This is a genomic window from Corynebacterium sp. UMB9976 (assembly GCF_030212265.1).
Taxonomy (GTDB): Bacteria; Actinomycetota; Actinomycetes; order Mycobacteriales; family Mycobacteriaceae; genus Corynebacterium.
Window position 1 is genome coordinate 104,683 of record NZ_JASODY010000002.1, and the last position, 21,410, is coordinate 126,092.

Sequence of the window (21,410 nt, forward strand, 5' to 3'; positions counted from 1 at the left end):
TTAGGCTGCCCTGACCCGGCGGACTCAGGCTTTGCTCGCAACCACGGTTAGCGGCTGATCACCTTCTTCGTGGTGCGCGGCTTGGCACCCAAGAATTGGCGTTTGAAATACTCCGAGACCGAGCTGGCCCACTGGCCGGCGCCTGGCTTTACTTGTCGCCCGGTGTTGGCCGCCCCTCCCCGTGCGCCAGGCGCCATGCCGCCGTAGAAGCCGCGACCGCGTTGGTTGCTCTGTGCGTCGGCGTGTGGCGTTGCCGTGGTCGGAGAGCCGTGGCTGGTGCCGTGCATGCCCGTGTGCGGAGCCCCGTTGGGTGTGCCCGGCGCGCCAACGCCGTGCAGCCCGCGGCCCGCCACACCGTTGCGAAGGTTCTCCGGGTGTGCGGCTGGTAGCTCGGGGCGGACGACGGTGGTTCGTGGCGCCCTGCCCTGCCCGGTGGTGGCGGGGGTTCCGTAGCCGTGGTTGCGGCTGCCGGTGCGCTCGCCGGTGGCCTCTGCCCCGCCGAGCCCCGGAGCGTTGCGGAGGGCACTGTGCGCGCCGGTGCCGTGTGGAGCACTGCCTGCCCGTGGCACCGGCGCGTGTCCTGCGTTTGGCCGGTGTGCACCCGTCGTCGGCAGCGCGGGGCGGGCGGGCTGTGCTCCCCTCGCGTTCGGGCTCCCGTTGGCACCGCGTTGGTTGGTTCCAGGCAGTGCGAGGCCCGGCGCGGCTGCGTTGGATGGAGCCCCGCCCGGCATGCCTGCTGTGTGGGCGGGCGTGTTCGCGGGCAGCTGTGTGCCTGCCGGGGCCACGCCCGGACCCGCGGGTGCTGCGGGGTTGGCGCCTGCCGGGGCGACGTGTTGCTGGCTGGCGGGGAGGTGCTCCCCTGCCGCTGGGCTGGTGTTCCCGGCTGCTGGCGCGTTGGCGGCGGCGTTGCCGCGACCTGCATCCGTCACAGCATCGGCGGTCTGGGCCCCTAGCTCCTGAACGTTGTTCGCGGTGGCGGGTGCGACGTTGCCGTTGATGGCCTGGAAAGCCTCGGCTGGGCCGGTGGTGTTGAAGCTGGTGATGTTCACCCCGCCGCCACCGTTGTGTCCGACGACGGGCACCCCGAAGTTATGGACTGGTGGCTTGAGCAGCTCCAGCGAGGGCTGCAGGTGCGTGCTCACGAACCTTGCCATTTCTGCGCCTTCCATAATTTCTCCGGATCCCGGCGCACCGGCATTGGCTGCGGTCACCTTCGCTGCAATTTCCAAAAGCTCCTCCAGGTTCTTCTGACGAACGAGAGGAAACTGAGCTGCCGATTCCGCCATCAACGCTGCGTTTGCCGACACGGTTCGGCTTCTCTTCGCAAAATCCTCGAGCGCGTTGCGCGCTTCATCGAAGGCCCGGCCTTTGTTCCTTGCGCCCAGGCCCGATGAGGTCGCCATCAGTTGTTCCGCAACAGCCTGCAGCTCTGCTGCAGTGCCCCGCCATTTCTCCGCAGCGGCGATCGGCGCAGCATCGGAATCCTGGATCAGCGCAATCATCAACTTCACCGAGTAGAGCGGTTCAACGATAGAGGCCGGATGAAGGTAATTGAGATTCTTAAATGGCTCGGTATCTCGTGGCTGGAAGCAGGAGAAAGAGCCCACCCCGCGCTCATGGGCAGCCATATCAAAGTTGTCGAAGGCCTTGGATGTTGTCTCCTCCTGGTGCTGGAGTGCATCAGCGACACTGCCCAACATCGTTCCGCTCCAGTCGAGATCGTCGTTGAGCTTGGTGATCGCGGTGACTGCATCACCAGGTTGGCCGCTCCAAAATGATGCATGCTGCGTAAACGCACCGCTGAGGGACGGAACTTTGGTGTATCCGCCACCCCATGCCTCTTCCGTTGTGAATCCAGTTTTTGTCTGTGCAGCGGACGCAATAGTGCGCCTTGCTTGATCGATGTCCGCAATTACGGCTTCCATCTTCATTTAGTGTTCCCCCATTACGTTCTGAACTACTTGCCAATAAAGTGCGTTAACCGTGCAGTCTGCGTACTGCGACTCCATATGGTCGACCCCCGTCGCCACATAGACCCGATTTTCATCGCGGAGCTTTGGTCCCCTTGCGAGGCACGACACTGTCGGAGAGCCGTTAGGCACCCGGACGTACTCAGCAGATGACGGCAGCTCATATTCCGTGTCGATCTCAACTCGTTCTAGGTGTCCGGGCGGAGTCCCCAACGACACATCGACGGCATCGAGATTCGCTAGGTTTTCGACGTCGCGGTTCCCGAAATTGCAGCCGTAACGGAACTCGTAGTTACTCTCGAGCGTCTTGCTCGGCAGGTACCCCAGCTCGGCCATGCGCTCGCGCACCACCGGGCCGCAAATATCCGGCAAGCCCACGAAGTCCCCCTTCACCTGCCCCTGCTTCAACTTTGGGATGTCCACCGGCTCACCCACGAAGCGCTGCGATTCCCACACCACATGCTCCCGGCGGCCGTAGGGCTCCTTCTCGAACCAGATGCCATCGAAGCCCTCCGGCCTGGGCCAAGAAAGATCCATCCCACCATTATTAGACAACCGCTCGCCCAGTTCGGTTCCCACGTAGTTCCCCGCGTCCACGATCGGCATCACCCCCGCAGCCTCTCGCCGCAGCTCGCCACCCGTGCCGGGCGCGAAACCCATCACCCCCGCCAGCCCCAGAACCGTGGCGATCACCACCACAACCCGCATGATCCCGCGAGGGGATCGGGTGGATTTGCGGGGGTTGACGTCGTTAAAAAAGCTGGTCACAGCGCCCCCTAATAAACAATGACTTCCCACCCCACCCCGCAACCGGTGCCCCCTGCTGCGGGAACGAGGTAAAAGAAACAGTAACCCAGCGGCCACCGGCGTGGACGGGAAAAACGGAAAGTTCACCCCCGCGCCCTCCCCGAGGGCAATACTCCGGATAACGGCGGGTAAAATGTGACCCCAGCAACCCCCACAAACACGACTACGAAGAGCGGAGTTTAGCGTGGCATTTGAAACACCCGAAGAGGTCGTGAAGTTCATCAAGGACGAGGACGTGGAGTTCGTCGACATCCGCTTCACGGACGTCCCTGGCACCGAACAGCACTTCAGCATCCCCGCAGAGGCTTTCGACGAGGACGCCATCGAGGAAGGCCTGGCCTTCGACGGTTCCTCCATCCGCGGATTCACCACCATCGACGAGTCCGACATGAACCTCCTGCCGGACCTGTCCACCGCGAAGATCGACCCGTTCCGCGAGGCGAAGACGCTGAACATCAAGTTCTTCGTCCACGACCCGTTCACCCGCGAGCCGTTCAGCCGCGACCCGCGCAATGTGGCGCGTAAGGCGGAGCAGTACCTGGCGTCCACCGGCATTGCGGATACCTGCTTCTTCGGTGCGGAGGCGGAGTTCTACCTCTTTGATTCCGTGCGCTACCGCGTGGAGGGTCACGAGGCGTTCTACAGCATGGATTCCGACTCTGGCTGGTGGAACCGCGATCAGGAGTTCGACCTGGATGGTTCCCGCAACCTGGGTTACAAGACCCGCCCGAAGGGTGGCTACTTCCCGGTCGCGCCGTATGACCGCTACCAGGACCTGCGCGATGAGATGAGCAAGGAGCTCATGAAGGCCGGCTTCACCCTGGAGCGTCTGCACCACGAGGTGGGCTCCGGCGGGCAGCAGGAGATCAACTACAAGTTCGACACGCTGCTGGCCGCGGCGGATGATATCCAGACCTTCAAGTACATCATCCGCAACGTGGCGTGGCGCAACGGGAAGTCCGCGACCTTCATGCCGAAGCCGCTGGCCGGCGATAACGGTTCGGGTATGCACGCGCACCAGTCCCTGTGGAAGGACGGCGAGCCGCTGTTCCACGACGAGAACGGTTACGCAGGGCTTTCGGATACCGCCCGCTACTACATCGGCGGCATCCTGGAGCACGCTGGCGCGGTGCTCGCTTTTACGAACCCGACGCTGAACTCCTACCACCGCCTGGTGCCGGGCTTCGAGGCTCCGATCAACCTGGTGTACTCGCAGCGCAACCGTTCTGCTGCGGTGCGTATCCCGATCACGGGCTCGAACCCGAAGGCGAAGCGCATTGAGTTCCGTGCGCCGGACCCGAGCGGTAACCCGTACCTGGGCTTTGCCGCGATGATGCTGGCTGGCCTGGATGGCATCAAGAACCGCATCGAGCCGCACGAGCCGGTGGATAAGGACCTCTACGAGCTGCCGTCGGAGGAGGCGAAGAGCATCCCGCAGGCGCCGACCTCCCTGGAGGGCGCGCTGAAGGCCCTGGAGGACGATAACGAGTTCCTCACCGAGGGTGGCGTGTTCACCGACGACCTGATCGACACCTACATCCGCTACAAGGTGGATAACGAGATCATGCCGTCGCGTCTGCGTCCGACTCCGCTGGAGTTCGAGATGTACTACGACTGCTAGTTCTGGTCTAGCGCGAGGCCCGGAAGCTGTTGGTAGCTTCCGGGCCTTTTGCTGTGGGGATCGGGGTGCGGGGGCTGAGGGCTTGAGGCTGGGGCTCAGCGGGATTTAGGCAGTTGCTACGTGTTTTGGGCCGTGGCGTGTCACTTTTCGCGCATTTCGTGACACGGCACGGCCCAAAAGCACCTCCCACCGCTCCGACTTAACCCCGTACTGCGCTGGTCTTAAACAGTAGGCCCAGCTGTGGTGTAGGCACTCCTCGCTTTGGCAGACGGTGGCGTAACCGTCGCGTCTACTCCAAGGGCGGCAAGTGCTCCGTCTCGGATTGCGCTCACGCAACCACTGAGGTCGATAGCTGAAAAGGTAAAAGCATGCCCATGAATGGTGAACTGTTGGCGCTGTTCAGAACCGTCCCGGGGTGCTCCTAGAGTCGCATAGACCACCACACCGGACACTGGCCGAGTATCGCCAGCAGTGGCAAGAGCAGCCGCATGCGCCAACACATAGGACTGGATTTGATAGAGGTGCCCGGACTTCAGCGTGTACCCGGTGTTCGTGCGATTGTTGGTGGCCATCGCGGCGAACTTGGCGTCGACGATCACCTCGGTGCCATCGGGCGCGGTGAGCATGATGTCGGTGAGCATTCGCGGCAGCTGCGCAGTCGTCGGGGAATTGAGAGGCCAGCCCAGGTACTTGGCGCCGTGTACGGTCCACCCCAGCGGCGTGAGATGGTAGCGGTAGATTCCCAGTAGTGCCCGCTCAAAAAGCGCACGCAGGTACGTCTCAGTGACCGAGGCCCGGGCGAACGCATTTGGGCCAATACCGGACCTCGGAATAAACAGGTTGAGCAGCAAGGATGCTACGGCTGTGGGATGAACGTCGGAAGGAGAGAGCCGGCCAGTGGGTTCAGGCGCGGACGAGATAAACGGCACTCCTGCGACTTCGAGAGATCGCGCCAAGCGACGGCACCGCGTCGCCACTGCTTGATTGAGCGGCTGAATGAGGTTTTCTGCGTAGTGCAGAACACGAAGCAAGTAGCGGTTGACGGGGTGGTCGCTGGTGAGCTCGTTGAACTCGCACCGGATCTGGCCCTTGTCGAGTAGCCGGTGTCGCTGCGTTGCATAAACATCGATCTTCCCGCGCACGCGGTGAAGAGTTGCCGCGCGACGGCTGAATCCGACGCTGAGCTCACGCGTGAGCCGGCGTTCGACTGCTTCACACAGCATCGTGGTGAGCAACACCGGAAGCTCAGCATCCGCGGCCTCGACTGCGGCGTCGGTGATAACGCCCCGCCGGTATGCTTCCGAGGCATAGAGCTGCAACAACCACACGCTCCGCATGGGGACGTGCTGGCTGATGTGGTCGCCGGGAGCGTCAGTCTCGAAGTTCACGAAGTGCTTCTTCCAGGACCTCGGGCTGGTCATACCAGTACTCACGCAGCAATGGAGCCAGATCTGTGTCGATAATCGCGTCGAACCACATGCACGTTTCCTCCCTGCTCAACGGCTTCGAGGACTTCCGCGGAGTCACGAAACTGTGCCCAACCCCGTAGTCGCGCCCCAAATTAGCGTCCTGAGCAATGCGTTCGTTGAGTACGGAGAGCTTAGCTCCGATGGTTGCCAGCGCCTCGCGGTCGTATCCGCATTCAGACGAGCAGTAATCGAGCCATCGCTCATTGAACTGCGGCTGAAGGTCGACGAATGCGAAACGCCGGCGTAGTGCCATATCGACCATCGCGAGAGATCTGTCTGCTTGGTTCATCGTGCCTAAGACGTAGAGGTTGTTGGGCAGGTAGATTGGCTCGCTGTCGGGCGAGTAAATCGTCGTGAGAGCACTTGCAGCGTTGCGCTTGTCAGCTTCTAGCAGCGTAAGCATTTCGCCGAAGATCTGGGCGGGATTTCCACGGTTGATTTCTTCGATAATGATGAAGTGCTTGCGCTCCTCGTCGTCACTAGCAGCTTTAACGGCCTTCAAGAAAGGTCCGGGCTGCAAGCGGAGATGGCCGCCACTGGCCGGACGGAAGCCCTCGATGAAGTCTTCGTAGGACGTTGACGGGTGAAACTGCACGGCAGTGATTGTTTCGTCGGAGGAGTCTCCGAGCAGCGCGTACGCAAGCTTTCGGCCAAGCCACGTCTTTCCCGTCCCCGGTGGGCCCTGCAAAATGAGGTTCTTCTTTTCTCTCCACCGCCGGAGGATCGTCTCGAGTTCTTTGCGCTCGAGAAAGCATCCAGCGTTGAGAATATCCTGAATGGAATAGGTTTCCTGTGCTTCCCCGGGCAGCTCTTCTGGTTCGGTTACGGCTGGCCCTTCAGGTTCGTTTTGTGCGTATTGGAATGCTGTTGCCGAGAGACCCGCGAAATTGGGCGGATCGATCGTGGATTCCTGGAGCCAGTCGGCGACCTCTGTAAGCGTGGTGAGATAAGAGGAACCATCGCTGACCATGCTGAGGACATCAGTGCCCATGCCATCTTCGGATTTAAGGAAGTCTGCATTGCGACGGTCGAGTGCCATAAACGTTTCAGGCCGAATCCAAAACAGTCCCATGGTGTACGCGACCTGTGAGCGGTTTTTGACGGCGGCATCGTACGCGTCGACGAAATCGGCACGAGATTGACCGTCTTCTTCACGCGGGTTGTAGCTCAGTGCGGCTTCAAAAAGTGCCCAGATGCCATCGTAAAATGCGGTGTTCCCTGGATCACTAGGCTTCGATTCAAAGCGTGCTGAAAGGTTATTGCGCACGGGCAGTCCGTCCACAGAGGTGGGAACCTCGGCGTTGATCTCGAAGGCCTCCTTGAGCCCTTGATAGATGGCTTCCTTGTTGGACATCGTCAGTGAGCGATTGATCAGGGCGTAGACCGTGAACGGATCAATATCTGTGGCAGACTTTTTACCATCGTCGGTGGACCATTCCCACAGCATATTGAATAGCGATGGTCGCTCAGATAGCCGTGCAGCCTCATGGAGTTTCTCAAGCAATGCTGTGCGATCAGCACGGTAGGGCAAAAGGCGCTCCGCGAACTCCCGATGGAAACCAAGCCAGTCGAGCGTGTAGGAATCCGCCGAAGAAAAATCCTGCACGTTGAAGTCCGGGTCCCCAGAACCATCGATGACCGACAAAAAGCGCTCGTGTGCGTTGTTCCTTTTCACCTGCGAGATCGTCAGCAAGCTGCCGATGGAGCGACGCAGATCGATTCCTAATTCATCGCGGCGGAACGTTTCGTCGCTCCACTCGATCGGAACGCGAAGATGAGCCTCGACGTCAGGTTCGCTGCGGTCAATGGTGACAGGACCAGTGACCGTACCGTGGTACACCGCACCACGGACATGGTTGCTCGGCATAAGAACGATGTCGCCCACTTGGAGCTTCGTACGGAAACGGTAAAGTTGCCCTGCCTGAGTATTGATCTGGCCGCGCTTCCACTCGGGATAGGCGGCCCGCATGGCCTTTTTGATCTCGTCAAGGGTCTCGGCATTTTCTACCTCTTCGTTGTAGTACAAGCCCGGTAGACCGAGGTTTTCTTGAAGGGCACGCTTCTCACGTACGCCATCTTTGCCAGCGCGGAGAACCCAGACGTAATCATCGCTTGTTTCGGGCTCGTCGGCATCGTCATCAGACGAGGATTTTTCGATCGTCCCCTTCGCTTCGAGAACACGGTCACGCATCTTCACAAACTCTCGCTGTTGTTCGCGGCTCAGCGGATAGGGATTGTCCTTGAGCCATTGGATGCCTTCAGGCGTAATTTGCGTTACGGCGCGCTCAACATCGGCGAGTAACCCGGAGCGACGCAGCTCAAACGTCGCCCAATTAGCACGGTCTTCATAGGAGTAGCCGTGCTTGAGCTTCCGGTGAATTTCGTCGCCAAAGTCACGAGCGGTGACTCGGCGAACAGCCTCGATATAGTCGCTCCGGTGGTGCGGTTTTCCATCAGCCGCAACTTCAAGAACCACTGGCAGCATGGCTTTCCAGTTATAAATCTGCGGACTCATTGTCACTCCTCATCCTCCCGAATGCTCTCCACAATCCTCACCGAATCCACTGCCACACGCGTGACCTTCGCGATGAGGTCAACGATGTAGCGAGGGTTGCCGACCTCGTCTGCCCAGTCATTCGGATCGTTGACGATGCCGGAGGCCTTATCCTTCTTCACCTGGTACCGGTCGATCAGCCACCCAATTGCAGACCGCGAGCCGAGCATGTACTCATCGGCTTCCGCCGGAATACCGGCGATTGTGACCTGCTTGTTGTAGATCAGCTTCGTGACATCGTTGACGTTCTTGCCAGTCTCTGGGTCCCTGCGCTTCGGCCAACGCATCTTGGTTACGCGCCAGGTTTCCCGGTCAGATTCATCACCCTTGACCTGGATATCCAGCGGCCATAGATCCACGTTCTCGTAGTCCACGTGCAGATCCATGAGTTTCTGCCCGGCTGCCGCAAACTTATCGAACTCAGTACGAGAACTTGGGGTCTCGATGTGAGGCAGCATCTTCTTCAGGTCGGCTGCATACTTAGCCCGGTACGTCGGGTCGTTCAGCTTCCCGTATACAAAGTGAAAGATATCGTCACCTGTCACATCCGCGCCAAGCGCGTCGCGGTAGAGCGCCTTGATCGCGTCAGTGATGTTGTCCTTGCGCACATACCCCGCAACAACCTCACCAACCTGCCCATAGATCGAGGACTCACCTTCGCTTATCGACGCCCCCTCGCCGAACAACCCACCATCCGAAGCCTCAACCGGCTCCCACGTGAAGCGGGAGAAGAACTGGCCAGCGTTCGAACCGTAGAGAGCCAAGTCTGGAAGCAGCTTCGTTGCAAACACGGAAAATGGTTTCTCTGCGCCGGGGTTCAGCACGTAATAACCGATGTTGTGGTGGTGCTGCGTCGGGAACATCGATGGCAACTGGTACTGCCTATCGATCAATTCCTTCGCGAAGTAATTACGCTGTTTGTAGAACGGGCGGTACAACGACGTGTACACACGGTCCGGTTCAAACGAGATTTCGGTTCCGCGGGCTAGCTCCTGTTTCAGGTTGGCATTCCATGATCCCTGCGTGCTATCGACTAGCTCAGGGTGCTGCGCAAACAACGCGTCGACCCCCCGCTTGCTTTCTTCAAACCCTTCGTTTTGCAACAGGTCTTGCGCCTGGCGGTAGTTCGCAACGTGCGTCTCGATGTTTTCTATGAGTTGGGCGGTCGCAAAAGAATACGACCACGCATCACGCGCAGTTGAAAGGCCACGCGAATGCTCTTCAAAGAACTTCGTCGCATTACCCTTCTTCTCGCCGATGACCGGCCACATCGCGAACTCGTCGCTGCGCTGGTTCACCCAGTCACCGTGGAAGTTCGGGGTAATGGTCTGCCAGTCGACAGTATCGACGGTCGACGTGTCGACGATCTTCAGCTTTTCCTCGGCGGAGAGGTAGTCACCGATGTCGCGGTAGTGCAGCTGGAATCCGGACTCGTTGGAATCCTTAATACCGATGGTGATGGCTACCGTGTTCCGCGAGCCAGAGCCGAAGACCTTTCCACCCTCCCTGCGTGATTGTTCGCCAGCCGTGCGCTGGTTCCCTCGAAGGTTGAACACATATAGGTCCGTGAAGTCCTCAGCCATGGAGAGGCGCACACCATCCCCGGTGTTGCCGTCGATCCAGCCGCCATTAGATACGAAGGCGACCACGCCCTGGTTACCGATGCGGTCGGTCGCCCAGCGGAATGCACGCAGGTAGGAATCATAGAGCGAGTTCTTATTCGTCGCCGTCGACTTCGCCGCGTACGTCTCCGCAATCCGAGCATCCAGCGTCGGGTACTTCACATTCGCGTTGTTATCGTTCGCGCTCGTCTGACCCACCGAGTATGGCGGGTTGCCCACAATCACATTGATCGGGGCCTCCTTCTGCCGCACGATGCGCTCGTTGTTGTTCTTGAATACCGTCAGATCCAGGATGTCTCCTTCCTCGTGGATCTGGAAGGTATCCGCGAGAGCGATATTGCCGAACGGGACGTATTCGGGCTCAGGCAAGCCCTCACGCTGCGCAGCCTCGGCCTGCAGCGCGTTAAACGTCGTCTCAATATTGACCGCCGCCACGTAGTAGGCAAGCAGCATGATCTCCGTGGCGTGCAACTCGTTGGCGTACTTGCGCGCCAGATCCTTCGGATCAATCAACCCGGACTGCAGCAGACGCACCATAAACGTGCCCGTGCCCGTAAACGGATCCAGAATATGCACGCTCTCATCGCTCAAGCCCCGGCCGAAATATTGCTTCGACACATCGTCGGCGGCGCGCAGGATAAAGTCCACGATCTCAACCGGGGTGTAAACGATGCCCAGCGACTCCGCCTGCTTCTTAAAGGCCTTTTGGAAGAAGCGCTCGTAGAGCTCTTTAATCACCTGCTGCTTGCCAGACGCGCTGGAAACCTCCGAGGCACGCACTCGCACGGAATCGTAGAACTTCTCCAGCGACTCCGTTTCCGTATCGAGGTTCTCCCGGGAGAGTGCCGCGACCATCTTCTCCATCACCTGGGCCACGGGGTTGTGGGTGATGAAGTCGTGGTTCTCGAACAGCGCGTTGAACACCGGCGCGGTGATCAGGTGCTGGGAGAGCATCGAGATGGCGTCGTCCTCGGTGATGCCCTCGTTGAGGTTATTGCGCAGGCCTTCGACAAACTTCTCGAACTCGCGGCGTAACTTCCCGTCCGCCCCATCCAGCAGCGCCTTGATGCGGGTGATCTGGTTCTCGGCGATGGTCGCCACATCGTCGGCCCAGTCCTCCCAATAGGTACGGGTGCCGACCTTATCCACCAGCTTCGTGTACATCGCCTCCTGCCACCGCTCCAGCGAAAACAGGGCAACCTGCTGGGCCATGTCCTGATCCGGTTCCGGGGAGTCGGTCTGGGAGCGGGCCTCCGCCTGGTCCAGCTGCTCCTTGGGGTTTGGCACATGGTCAACGGCGATCGGCAGCTCGTCCACCTGGCCCTCGTTCAGCGCGATGGAGTTCACCTTCGCGTTGAAGCGGTCATCGTGGGCACGCAGTGCGTTGAGGATCTGCCACACAACCTTGAAACGCTGGTTGTCATTCAACGCCTGGGCCGGCGGCACGTTCGGGGCCACTGCCACCGGCAGGATGATGTAGCCATAGTCCTTGCCCTCGGACTTACGCATCACCCGGCCGACGGACTGCACCACATCCACCATGGAATTACGCGGATTGAAGAAAATCACCGAGTCCAACGCCGGGACGTCCACGCCCTCAGACAGGCAGCGGGCGTTGGTGAGCACGCGGGTCTGATCCTCATCAGGAGTTGACTCCAGCCAGGAGAGCTTCGAGCCGCGCTCCATCGCGTTCATCGCCCCATCCACGTGCTGGGATGCCACACGCAGATCCACGTTGTGCAGGGACACGTCCCCCATCACCGCGGCCTCCCGGAGCTGCTGCTGATAAGCAGAAATCAAGGAAGGGAAAGACTCCGAAATCTGCTTCGAGGTCTTAATATCCCGGGCGAAAGCCACCGCGCGCTGCATCGGTGCAGCGTTCGTATCGAAGCCGCCCTTCTGGCCCTGCAGGTCGCCGGAACGCTTGGCCAGACCATTCCAGGCACCAATCATCGCCGAGGCCAAACTCAGGTTGAGCTGGCCATTCTCGCCACGGGCCATGGCCTCAGCAGCAACAGACTCATCCACCGTCATCACGAGCACGCGGTAATCAGTGAGCAGGCCTTTATCCACTGCTTCACCGAAGCCCAAGCGATAAAACTCTGGGCCGTACACGGCCTCATCATCCATGGAGGCAAGCTCCGCGGAATGCTCCGCAGCCTTGCCCTTGACCTGGTCGTCGAACAGACGCGGCGTCGCCGTCATGTACAACCGCTTCGCGGAACGGATGTAGTCCGCATCGTGGATGCGCACGAAGTTGGAGGCGTCCTCTCCAGCCAAGGTCACGCCCGTGGTTCGGTGAGCCTCGTCGCAGATCACGAGGTCGAAATCATCCAGCCCCTCCTGCTGCGCGTCATGCACGGCGGGCAGCGACTGGTAGGTAGAGAAGACCACGTGCAGGCCTTTGGCCCGCTTACCGGAGGCGAAACGCTCCGCGATCTGCGAGCCTTCCGTGGACACCGGGACCTCGAGGTCGTAGGTGGCGATGTCCTCCGCGCTGCGGGAAACCTTGGCATCCGAGCACACTGCGAAGGTGCGCATGTCCATCCGGCCCTGGGCGGTCCACTCCTTCAACGTCTGCGAGAGCAGGGAGATCGATGGCACCAAGAACAGAATGCGGGCTTTGCCACCGTTGTCTTCCGCGACCTGCTCGGCCAAGCGCAGCGCGGTGAAGGTCTTGCCCGTGCCACAAGCCATGATCAACTTGCCGCGATCATGGGTGCTGAAACCCGCGATGGCACGGTCGATGGCCTCCTGCTGGTGCTGGCGGGGCTCAAAAGTCTCGCGACGGGAGAGGTTGATCTGCATCGCACTATCCCCCATCGCAGCACCCGGGAAGACCACGTCCCAGTTGATCGGGGACTCGGAAATCGCGGACACGCCGATGCGGCTGGTGGGGATCACCTGGTTGGCGAGCATCTCCTCCGCATTGGAGGACCAGCGGTCGGTGGTGGAAATGATCAGGCGGCTGCCGAAATGTTCCACGCCCTCTTCGGTCTCAAAGGTCCGGCCCGAGGCTTCGAAGAAGGAATCCAGGTTCGACTTACTAATGCTGGTCGTCGGCAAGTAGAACTTGCACTGGATCGCGGTCCACGAACCGTCGTCCACGCGACGGGCGACCAGGTCGATACCGGTATCAGCCTTGCCACCGTTGTAGCGCCAATCAGTCCAGCGGTAGACCTCATCAAACTGGGCTTTCAGCGTGGGGTCGGTGCGGAAATAATTGACCATCAGCTTTTCGAAAGCGATGCCATACGTCGCCTGCGGCTGATTATCGCGCAGCTGGGTGAGGACCTCGGAAAACTTCGCCATGGAGCCATTATGCCCCGTGACCGGAATCACTCAGTGAACGGCACGGGGTCTACGCCAAGGCCCCGCTGGGTTTAGGCAACGCCGCCGAAGAGCGCACCCGCGCCGTAGGTCAGCGCCAGGCCCAGGCCACCACCGACGACCAGGCGCACCACCGAGCGAGCCACGCTGGTTCCCGCGATTTTCGCCGAGATCAGGCCGGTCAGGGCCAGCGAGAGCATCGTCACCGCAGTGACGACCCACGCCTGGGTGCCGGTTGGCGCCACAAAGACCGAGATCATCGGCAGCGCTGCACCGGCCAGGAAGGAGAGCGCGGAGAAGAACGCCGCCGCCCACGCGCTCGTCAGCTCGTTGGCATCAATCCCCAGCTCCAGCTGCAGGTGGGCGCGCAAGGCGTCCTCCGCGTGGATCTCGCGGGCCGCCTCCACAGCCGTGCCCTTGCTGATCCCGTAGCCGGAGAGAATCCCTGCGAGCTCCTCCAGCTCCTCCTCCGGGGCCTCCCGCAGCTCCTTCTTCTCCTTGGCGATCAGGGTCTGCTCGGTGTCACGCTGGGCGGACACCGACACGTACTCGCCCAAGCCCATGGAGACCGCTCCCGCGATGGTGGCAGCCAGGCCAGCCATCAGGATGGCCTTATCCCCCGCCCCGGTGGCGATCACCCCGATCAGCAGCGCCGCCACGGAGACGATGCCGTCGTTGGCACCCAACACACCAGCGCGCAGCGAGTTCATCTTCGCCGCCTCGTCGGAATCGTGAAGCTCCTGGTGAGCGCCAGGAACAGCGGGCTTGGTGGTTTTCCTCATGCCCGGAATTTTAGCCCACTGATTCACCAGGGCCGGACCTGCGACCGCTGCTATGCACCCGCACCATTGGGGCTCACTGCGTGGCATAGCTGCTGCTGCGCATAGTCGAACAAGATTCTTTCCTGCTCAATGCGCAAGCATCCGCCTGCAGACCGCCCCCGGAGATAATCCAAAGCCAAGCGCTCCCCGTAACTCAACAGCTCAGGATCAAACCGGCTAGGTTGCGGTTCCTCCACCGCAAGATCAACATGATCCCGAACCGTATCCAGGTCCATGAGAACAGAACGCGCGTGAGGCACGTATCGCCTCACGAGTTCCAGGATGTAGAACCCATACGAATCCAGATCGCCCCAATAAAGAACGTCTATCTCCCCTAACGATGGGATCTGCTGGACGATCCTGGCAGCGTTCAATCCACCACCGAAGATCGCCACTGTCGCAGGCAAGTCGGGCAAGGCAAGGAAACTCTGGTGATTTTCGACGATAAGAACCCGCTCCCCAGGCGTTTCACCCAGCTCAGCCACCGGGCACGCTAGATATCGCATCCCGCTAATATCCAGCGCCGGGTCAAGGCTGCGGACCTCTACCAACTGGGGTTTAGACTTAAAATTCAATGGGCCGACTACCGCTTCAACGACCGCCCTATGCGCCTCGAACCACTTGCTATCGACGCCAAAGATTGGCAGTTCGCGAATATAAAAGTCGCTGACCTCATGTTCGTGGACCCACCGGACAACAGCGATGAACTGTTCCACGGTCACGTCGCCCCAGTCTTCCCATGAAGAAAGGTGCCTGATGAGTTCTGGGCGAACGCTTTCCCCCAACTCCATGCAGAAACGGCCCAAGACCGCCTGAAGACGTTGCCAATGATCAAGCTTGCCCGCCACGCGAGCCGCAGTATCCGCATCGGAGAGAACAACACGCCGGGGCAGCGAATACGTCCCCAAGTAGCTGAGCTTTTTATCCTCCCACTCAGCGGTAATTGAACTGCGGTTCCACTGTGCCACCCATGCTCGCACGGCAGCGCCGTTATCACGCTCTGCCGCCCGTCCAGTCGGCGGATCCAGGTTGATGGTCAGCGTCTTGAATTTCCCGGCCAGCCAGCTGCGATGGTTGCGCGAGTAAAAGACCGCAGCGCGTTGGCGCACCTGATCAGGAGTCTTCATCCTGCACCTCCTCGATCGTCAAAGAACTCGTTCGCGATCGCTTCCGGTCTGGGCATTCCACCATCAGCACACCCCCGATATAGTCCTGCACGGTCTGCAGCAGCTTCTCGGGCGTGGCCAGAATCATGTGAAAACCAAAGCGGCGGAAGGCCTCCATCGCAGCCCGGGTGAACTCCGTATCCGCACGGTCAAAAGCCTCATCCAGAACAATGGTGCCGAATCGCGGGTAAATATCCTCCCCCACCCGGACAATGGATTTCTTTTCTTGCGCGGCCGGCAGGCCCATCCCAGTCAGCCGGTAACGCAAGGCAGCAGCCAAGCAGAAGGAGGACAGCTTTTGGGCTTGGCCACCTGAAAGACCTTCCGATGAGTCATAGACCGCACCACGCGCTCCATCCTCGCTATATTCCACGCCCAGGAACTTCACGTGTTGCCTCGTGTCCAGGCGCAGCTGGCGATCACGAGTTGATGTACCGTCCGAGACCGTCACTGCGTCGATCACCGCCTGCAGTTTATGGAATCGCTGCTCACTCTCCTCCTGATCAGCATCATTGATAATCCCAGCCAACGCAGAATCCAGCAGCTCAACGAAATCGCGGGCGATCGCAGGCTGTGCTTCCCGCACCTCGATCGTCAGGTAAGCACCCGGATAGAATTCGACCTCAGCGAGCGAATCATTAATCATCTGGATCGAGCTGCGCGTCTTTGCTGCCGCATCACGGATCAGCCGCCGCAGGCGCCCAAGATGCTTGTGGGTTTCGTCTTGCAGCATGTCCCGGAAACGCTGTTCGAAACGTGGCAAATCGTCTGCCTCAAGCCTGCCCAGTTCCTGGAGAAAGTCCTGCTCCCATTCCATGTCCGCCTTGAGGTCGCCCGCTCGATCCGGCCAGCGCACCAAGTAGAGGTTCATCGCGTTCACCAAGTCGCCACCATGTTTGGTGAACCGAGCATTGAGCTCTGCAAGTTGATCCTCAATACCGCGAACGAGCTGGTTGCTGAGCGCATCGATGTTATCGGACCGGATGGTGCGATCGATAGCCTTGCAACGCTCTGTCAGACGAGCCGCAACGTCCTCGGAGACGGTCTTCCCACCTCGACGATTCCGAACCCTCTCAAGCGTTTCCTCTGCCTGCTCCAGACGAATTTTGAAGCCGCTGAGCTGATTACGCAGCGCCATGACCTGCTCCTCAACTTTGTCGAGAGCAGATTCGACACTCTTCAACTTCGCCTTCAGCTGAGCCAGCTCGGCGTTCCCATCAGTGAGTTCATCCACGTCGCTCTGGGCTTCCGCAAGCTCCTGGGCCACCGATGACACGTCGATATCCTGAAAACGCTCCGTCTCCAATAGCCGCTCGATCGTAGCTATTTGGGCACGCCGTTTCTCCTGGCCAGCCGCGATGGTCTTGCGTTGACGTTCAGCGTCTTCAAGTTTCGCCACAGTGGAGCGCACCGATGCTTGGAGAGCATCAATCTTGTCAGCGAGGTTGCCCCACAGCACCCAGTTCGAACGGTCATCGATTCGGCGGCGATCATCCTTGATGTGGTCATTGCGGTTATGCTTCACCTGCCCCTTTGCAGTCACCGCCCGCCGGGCGGCACGAAACTCTTCCATAGAGTCACAGCACAGGTAATCGAAATTCTTAGAAAGTTGAGTCTGGATCCAGTCGTGATACCGCCCGGGTTTCACGTTGATTTTTAGGCCCAGCGAGTTCGGCACAAAACGCGATGGGCGCTGTTCTTCCAGATCCTGCGTGAACCGGGTGTAGCTCACCTTCGCACCAAGGTAGGTCCCATCAATAGCCGAAGAAACCTGGTCATAATGTTCATCTGGAACGAGGATCCGCCGAGCAAAACCACCCATCACCCGTTCTGCGGTTCCCTGCCAGTGGCCTTCACCAGGCCTCATGCTCACGAGGTCAGCGATGAATGGAAGATCAGATTCTCGCACCCCAGACCGCTCCGCAATCAAGGCTCTCGCCCGGAGCAGCCGGTTATCCATGGCCTATTCGTATTTACGCAACGCTTCAAGCTCCGCGATGCGCTCTTTCTTGTTCTCGCCCAGCTCGTGAACTCGCACATGTGCTTGGGCTAGCTTTACGTCTTCCGTTTCATACGCAACGCTCAACCGCTCCCGCTCTTCACGCAACTGAAGAACGAGGTTGGTGAATTCCTCCGCGCTCCCGGGCTTTGTAGCCCCAATGGATTTGAGCCGGGAGTTGAATGCCTCTTCCTCCTTGGTCACTCGCTCCAGCCGGTCTTGCAGACGGTCGCGACGAGCTTGTGCAGAAACCAAGGCCGAATCCTGCGCGCCATGAATCAACGCGCGCAACTGATCTGCTTGCGCTCGGTGCGCATCCCGCACCCCGGTGGCTTCTTCGATCGTCGCGCTGACTGCTTTGATCTCGGAGGTCCGCTGATCCCGTTCTTGTTCGGCAAAGCGCTGCCGCCACTCGTCGACGAATGTTTCGACGCCGTCCCGGTCTTCTTTCACCCTGGTCAGGCTGTCTTCGACCTCTGCGCGCTTCTCTGCCGCCACGCGTACCGGTACCAGTTGCTCGATCTGCTTACGAGTTTTCACCACCGACTCATACGCCATACGTAGGTCTGTGAAGTTCTCCGCTGCCTGCTCCGCGATCTCGAAGGTCTCTGGTTCGGGCAACATGAAAGTACGCATCAAGTGGTTAAGATCGCCAAGCGTTTTGGCCGATTGCGTTCGGTTCAGCAGGTCCAAAGCGCCGGCATCCGCGATCCCCACTGCTCGGCGCAGTGCCAAGCTGAACTTCGGGTGATTTCGACTGACGTGCAGGGCATCACCGTACGTCTTCTTCGCCTCGGTAACCGGCAGGTTCTTCTGCGCCAGATCATCAAACTCCGTCAGGTCGGCGTCCCGAGGAAGCAAAATATAGAGGTCTGTGATCTCCTGGCGCGAGTAAGCATTTGCAGGCAAAAACATCAACCGGCACGCTGTTACAGTCTCCCCCGCCCCGTCGCTGTAGCGTAGAGCGACGCCCGTCCACGTCGCACCTGTTCGGAGATAGGACTGCGTAAGTTCGTCTGCCTCGATCGAATGCTCGCGGCGCCAGGCGCCGCGGCAGTAGGTAACCAAGTTACGACCCGAGTGCGCTTGGTTATCCGCTGCAGCATTGAAACGAATCTTGCCGGGTGGAACAAGAATCGTCGAAATCGCATCAATTAGCGTCGATTTACCGGAACCTGAAGGGCCCGTAATGAGGAAGCCTTCCCGTGGCACCTCGACACAGTGGAGGTTGTCGAATGTTCCCCAGTTATAAACCTGGATTTGGGAAAGCCGGAATTGGCCAGGCAGAGTCGTCGTCATTCTTCTTCCTCCAGGAGAGCACGGAAAGACTCGGTGACAGCAGCGATTTCTTCGCTAGAAAAGATGATGCGCAGCACTGGGGATACCTCGAAACGCCCCTCGGTCGGGGTGCTGGCGATAATCGAGTAGTTCTTCAGCTTGTTCCACGCTGCAGTAAAACGCTTACGCTGCGTGGACTTATCTGTGCCGGCGTGCCCTTGATACGGCAGGGTCGCCTCAAAAACCTCGCCCTCATCCACGATGGTTCGCTCGTTGGGGCTCGTCGTCACCAGTTCACGGCGCAGGTGGAGGATCACCACCGTGTCCATGAAAGTCAATGACTGTTTACGCAGCAACGCACGCTTTTCAGGGACATCCGCTTCCCACGCCTTTGTGTAGGCAACCCCCGCGTTCTCATCGAGGATGAGGGTGAGGAAGAGGTTATCCAGCTGTTGGGCAAGGATCTCCCGTGAGTTGGATATCGCAGTGAAGACCTCCGGCGATTTCACGCTCGACACGTATGGGCCACGGATGAGTTCCGCCAGGGCACGACGCTGCAAACCTGTCAGGGTTCCGGTATCGCCTTCATACAGTTTATTTTCCATCTAAATGCGCCCAACCTTCCTCCGAAATTCGAAACGTTCATATCGTGCTTGGTATCTTTTCCCGCTTGGTCTCTCCCACTGCAGGATTTCCGTACCGTCGGACCTTTCACCGTGATCATGTGCAAGTTTGATGAGCCCCACCACACTCGCTAGCCCCTGGGTAGCAGGATGTTCTTCCAAAACTTCCCGAATCGATGCTTGCCCCTTACTGCCGACCACATCGTTGATTGCGACGCGCAGTTCCTGCCAGTCAATTTCTGATTCCCGGATGCGCTGACGCATCTGTTCGAAATCGATCTCGCCCGACTCGTTGACTTCCATCGAGCGCTCAATGCGGTATTCCTTAGGATTGTGTAGTTCCCAGCTGGACAGCGACGTCGGTTGCCGCGTCGTCAGCTCAAGCTCGTAGCCGACCTTCTCGTAGGGCGCGATCCCTCGTTTTGCGAGCTCGAGTGCTTGCTGCTGCGCCTGATTGATTGCCCGCGTGAGCGCCTGCTGCGATTCTGCTTCTCGGGACTGCACGAAACGCCTGAGCGACCGAGATAGGCCCGTGAGCGAGGTATGTACCTGCCCCGAGGAGGAATCCAGCATGTCAACTAATTGAGCGATCTCAATCCGCTCTTCCGGGCCTAGCTGCTCCATGAAGTCCCGAGATTGCACGGCATCCATCACGGCATCGAGCTGCTTTGATTGCTCCGGATCAAGGAAAAGCTCATAGAAGGAGTTGAAGGCTCGCCCTGCCTCCGACTCTGCGATCAGATCAACACCGCGGAAGACATTGTCCAGCACCTCACCAGCGTTGAGTTGCCCTTCGACGAGCGATTCTCGAAGTTCGTGATCGACATTTTCAACCTCCTCTCGAACGCGGGAGAAGTCGGTGGGCAAATCCCTAGCCAGGGCGAGGATTTCCCGCGCCCTCTCCACTGCCTCCTCGTCGGAAATCACGCCGACACCGTTGATGCGGATGTTGTCGATACGAGCTTGGATCTGATCCCGCTGGGCCTCCAGTCGGCTAATCGCCCTCGCCTCGTCGGGGTCTGTTTCAGCTGCGAGATCCTGAAGATTATTGAATAGGGTGCCGAGACGGGATTTGGTCACCACCCGCTGAGGACTGATCAACTGCTGCACATAATCGATGGCAACGTGAGCGTCCGTAGTGAGCTCGTAAAACTCCTCCCTCGAGCCCTGTGGACTGCGCCTCGTGAGGTATCCGAGCTTCACCCAGTCGTTGATATAAGCCACTGCCGACTTGGGCAGTTCCAAATTGGTTTGTTCCCGAATATCGATCAGCAACGATTCCACTGAGAGAGTGAGATCGGATCCGGCGATCTGGCGATTACTTCCTTCGAAGACAGCACTTAAGGCAGAAAGAACAGCTGGGGCGTTATGGGCACGAAGCATCGCCCAAGCAGGCACCGAGTCCGCAAGGCGGATCATCGCCAACGCATCTGCCACCGCGGTTGTCCGATTCATGTGCTCAATCTAACAACCGCTGCAGACGAGGATCCGGAAATATCGAACATTTCGCCGCCAATGGAAGCGTTCGATCCTCCTCTCCCCCACTGCAAGGTGGCCCTGCCCTGCAAGGAAAATCTAGCGAAGCGCACTGGTTAGCCCACTCCTCCCCCGCGCCCCGCCGTCACAACTTGGGCTAGCCTCGGGGCAACCAACCCCGCTCCCCGTGCGTGTGCCCAACCACATCGCAGGCCAGACCCGCCACACGGCAACGCCACAGGCCCCCGGAGCGCGGGCCCAAAAGAGAAAGGAACGCACCCATGGAACTGAACCGCGACAAGGGCGAAGAGTTCGTCCGCGAGACCCAGACCCCAGAATCCGCCGCCGCATGGAAGAAGCAGCTCGACGAGTTCGCGCCCGGCGCGTCCGACTGGGTCGTCGAAGCCGTCTTCGGCGGAACCTACCAGCGCGAAGGAATCACCCTGCGCGACCGGCAGATGCTAAACATGGCAGCCCTGGCCGCGATGGGTGGTGTGGAACCACAGCTGACCGGCCACATCAAGACCGCCGTGGACGTCGCTGGTATGAGCCCCGAGGAAGTCGCCGAGTGCTTCGTGCACCTCATGCCCTATGTCGGCGTGCCGAAGACCCTGGCCGCGATGCGCTGCATGAAGGCCGCGCTCGAAGACTAAAGCCCTGCCACTCACACAGCA

General features: G+C 59.7%; 13 protein-coding genes. 2 read left to right on the top strand and 11 right to left on the bottom strand.

Going from position 1 to position 21,410, the window contains the following annotated elements; translation table 11 throughout:
- Positions 1 to 47 precede the first annotated feature (47 nt).
- Both QP140_RS02135 and QP140_RS02140 read right to left on the bottom strand, forming a co-directional pair.
- Positions 48 to 1,931, bottom strand: a complete 1,884-nt coding sequence (locus QP140_RS02135) for a hypothetical protein (RefSeq protein WP_284757851.1) — start codon at positions 1,929 to 1,931, stop codon at positions 48 to 50.
- Positions 1,932 to 2,738, bottom strand: a complete 807-nt coding sequence (locus QP140_RS02140) for a hypothetical protein (RefSeq protein WP_284757853.1) — start codon at positions 2,736 to 2,738, stop codon at positions 1,932 to 1,934.
- Positions 2,739 to 2,961: 223 nt separating this feature from the next.
- On the opposite strand from QP140_RS02140, the gene glnA reads away from it, so the two are divergent.
- Positions 2,962 to 4,398 carry a type I glutamate--ammonia ligase gene (gene glnA / locus QP140_RS02145; protein ID WP_284757855.1) on the top strand — a complete coding sequence of 479 codons (1,437 nt, stop codon included), beginning with the start codon at positions 2,962 to 2,964 and terminating at the stop codon, positions 4,396 to 4,398.
- A gap of 221 nt (positions 4,399 to 4,619) precedes the next feature.
- Here glnA and QP140_RS02150 read toward each other — a convergent pair whose 3' ends face one another.
- The 9 genes from QP140_RS02150 to QP140_RS02190 all read right to left on the bottom strand — a co-directional run bounded on the left by QP140_RS02150 (position 4,620) and on the right by QP140_RS02190 (position 20,715).
- Positions 4,620 to 5,786 carry a 5-methylcytosine restriction system specificity protein McrC gene (locus tag QP140_RS02150; protein ID WP_284757856.1) on the bottom strand — a complete coding sequence of 389 codons (1,167 nt, stop codon included), beginning with the start codon at positions 5,784 to 5,786 and terminating at the stop codon, positions 4,620 to 4,622.
- Positions 5,770 to 8,382: an AAA family ATPase gene (locus tag QP140_RS02155; RefSeq protein WP_284757857.1), complete on the bottom strand. Its 2,613-nt coding sequence runs from the start codon at positions 8,380 to 8,382 to the stop codon at positions 5,770 to 5,772. Before QP140_RS02155 ends, QP140_RS02150 begins: the two co-directional genes overlap by 17 nt.
- Positions 8,383 to 8,384: 2 nt before the next feature.
- A complete protein-coding gene (locus QP140_RS02160; RefSeq protein WP_284757859.1) occupies positions 8,385 to 13,355 on the bottom strand; it encodes a DEAD/DEAH box helicase in 4,971 nt (1,656 codons plus the stop codon).
- Between the two features lie 71 nt (positions 13,356 to 13,426).
- Entirely contained in the window at positions 13,427 to 14,155 is a 729-nt protein-coding gene (locus tag QP140_RS02165) for a VIT1/CCC1 transporter family protein (RefSeq protein WP_442874979.1), read from the bottom strand.
- A 50-nt stretch (positions 14,156 to 14,205) separates the two neighbouring features.
- Entirely contained in the window at positions 14,206 to 15,321 is a 1,116-nt protein-coding gene (locus QP140_RS02170) for a DUF3322 domain-containing protein (RefSeq protein WP_012360517.1), read from the bottom strand.
- Complete coding sequence (locus tag QP140_RS02175) at positions 15,308 to 17,320, bottom strand: ATP-binding protein (RefSeq protein WP_284757866.1); 2,013 nt, start codon at positions 17,318 to 17,320, stop codon at positions 15,308 to 15,310. The genes QP140_RS02170 and QP140_RS02175 overlap by 14 nt, the downstream gene beginning before the upstream one ends.
- A 3-nt stretch (positions 17,321 to 17,323) precedes the next feature.
- Positions 17,324 to 18,658 carry an ATP-binding protein gene (locus tag QP140_RS02180; RefSeq protein ID WP_284757868.1) on the bottom strand — a complete coding sequence of 445 codons (1,335 nt, stop codon included), beginning with the start codon at positions 18,656 to 18,658 and terminating at the stop codon, positions 17,324 to 17,326.
- A complete protein-coding gene (locus QP140_RS02185; protein ID WP_070761235.1) occupies positions 18,655 to 19,242 on the bottom strand; it encodes a DUF4194 domain-containing protein in 588 nt (195 codons plus the stop codon). The genes QP140_RS02180 and QP140_RS02185 overlap by 4 nt, the downstream gene beginning before the upstream one ends.
- Positions 19,243 to 20,715 (bottom strand): DUF3375 domain-containing protein, encoded by a 1,473-nt coding sequence (locus QP140_RS02190; RefSeq protein ID WP_262368691.1) that lies wholly within the window; start codon positions 20,713 to 20,715, stop codon positions 19,243 to 19,245.
- A 302-nt stretch (positions 20,716 to 21,017) separates the two neighbouring features.
- Between QP140_RS02190 and QP140_RS02195 the strand changes: the two genes are divergently transcribed.
- Positions 21,018 to 21,389, top strand: a complete 372-nt coding sequence (locus tag QP140_RS02195) for a carboxymuconolactone decarboxylase family protein (RefSeq protein WP_070757735.1) — start codon at positions 21,018 to 21,020, stop codon at positions 21,387 to 21,389.
- The last annotated feature ends 21 nt before the right edge of the window (positions 21,390 to 21,410 follow it).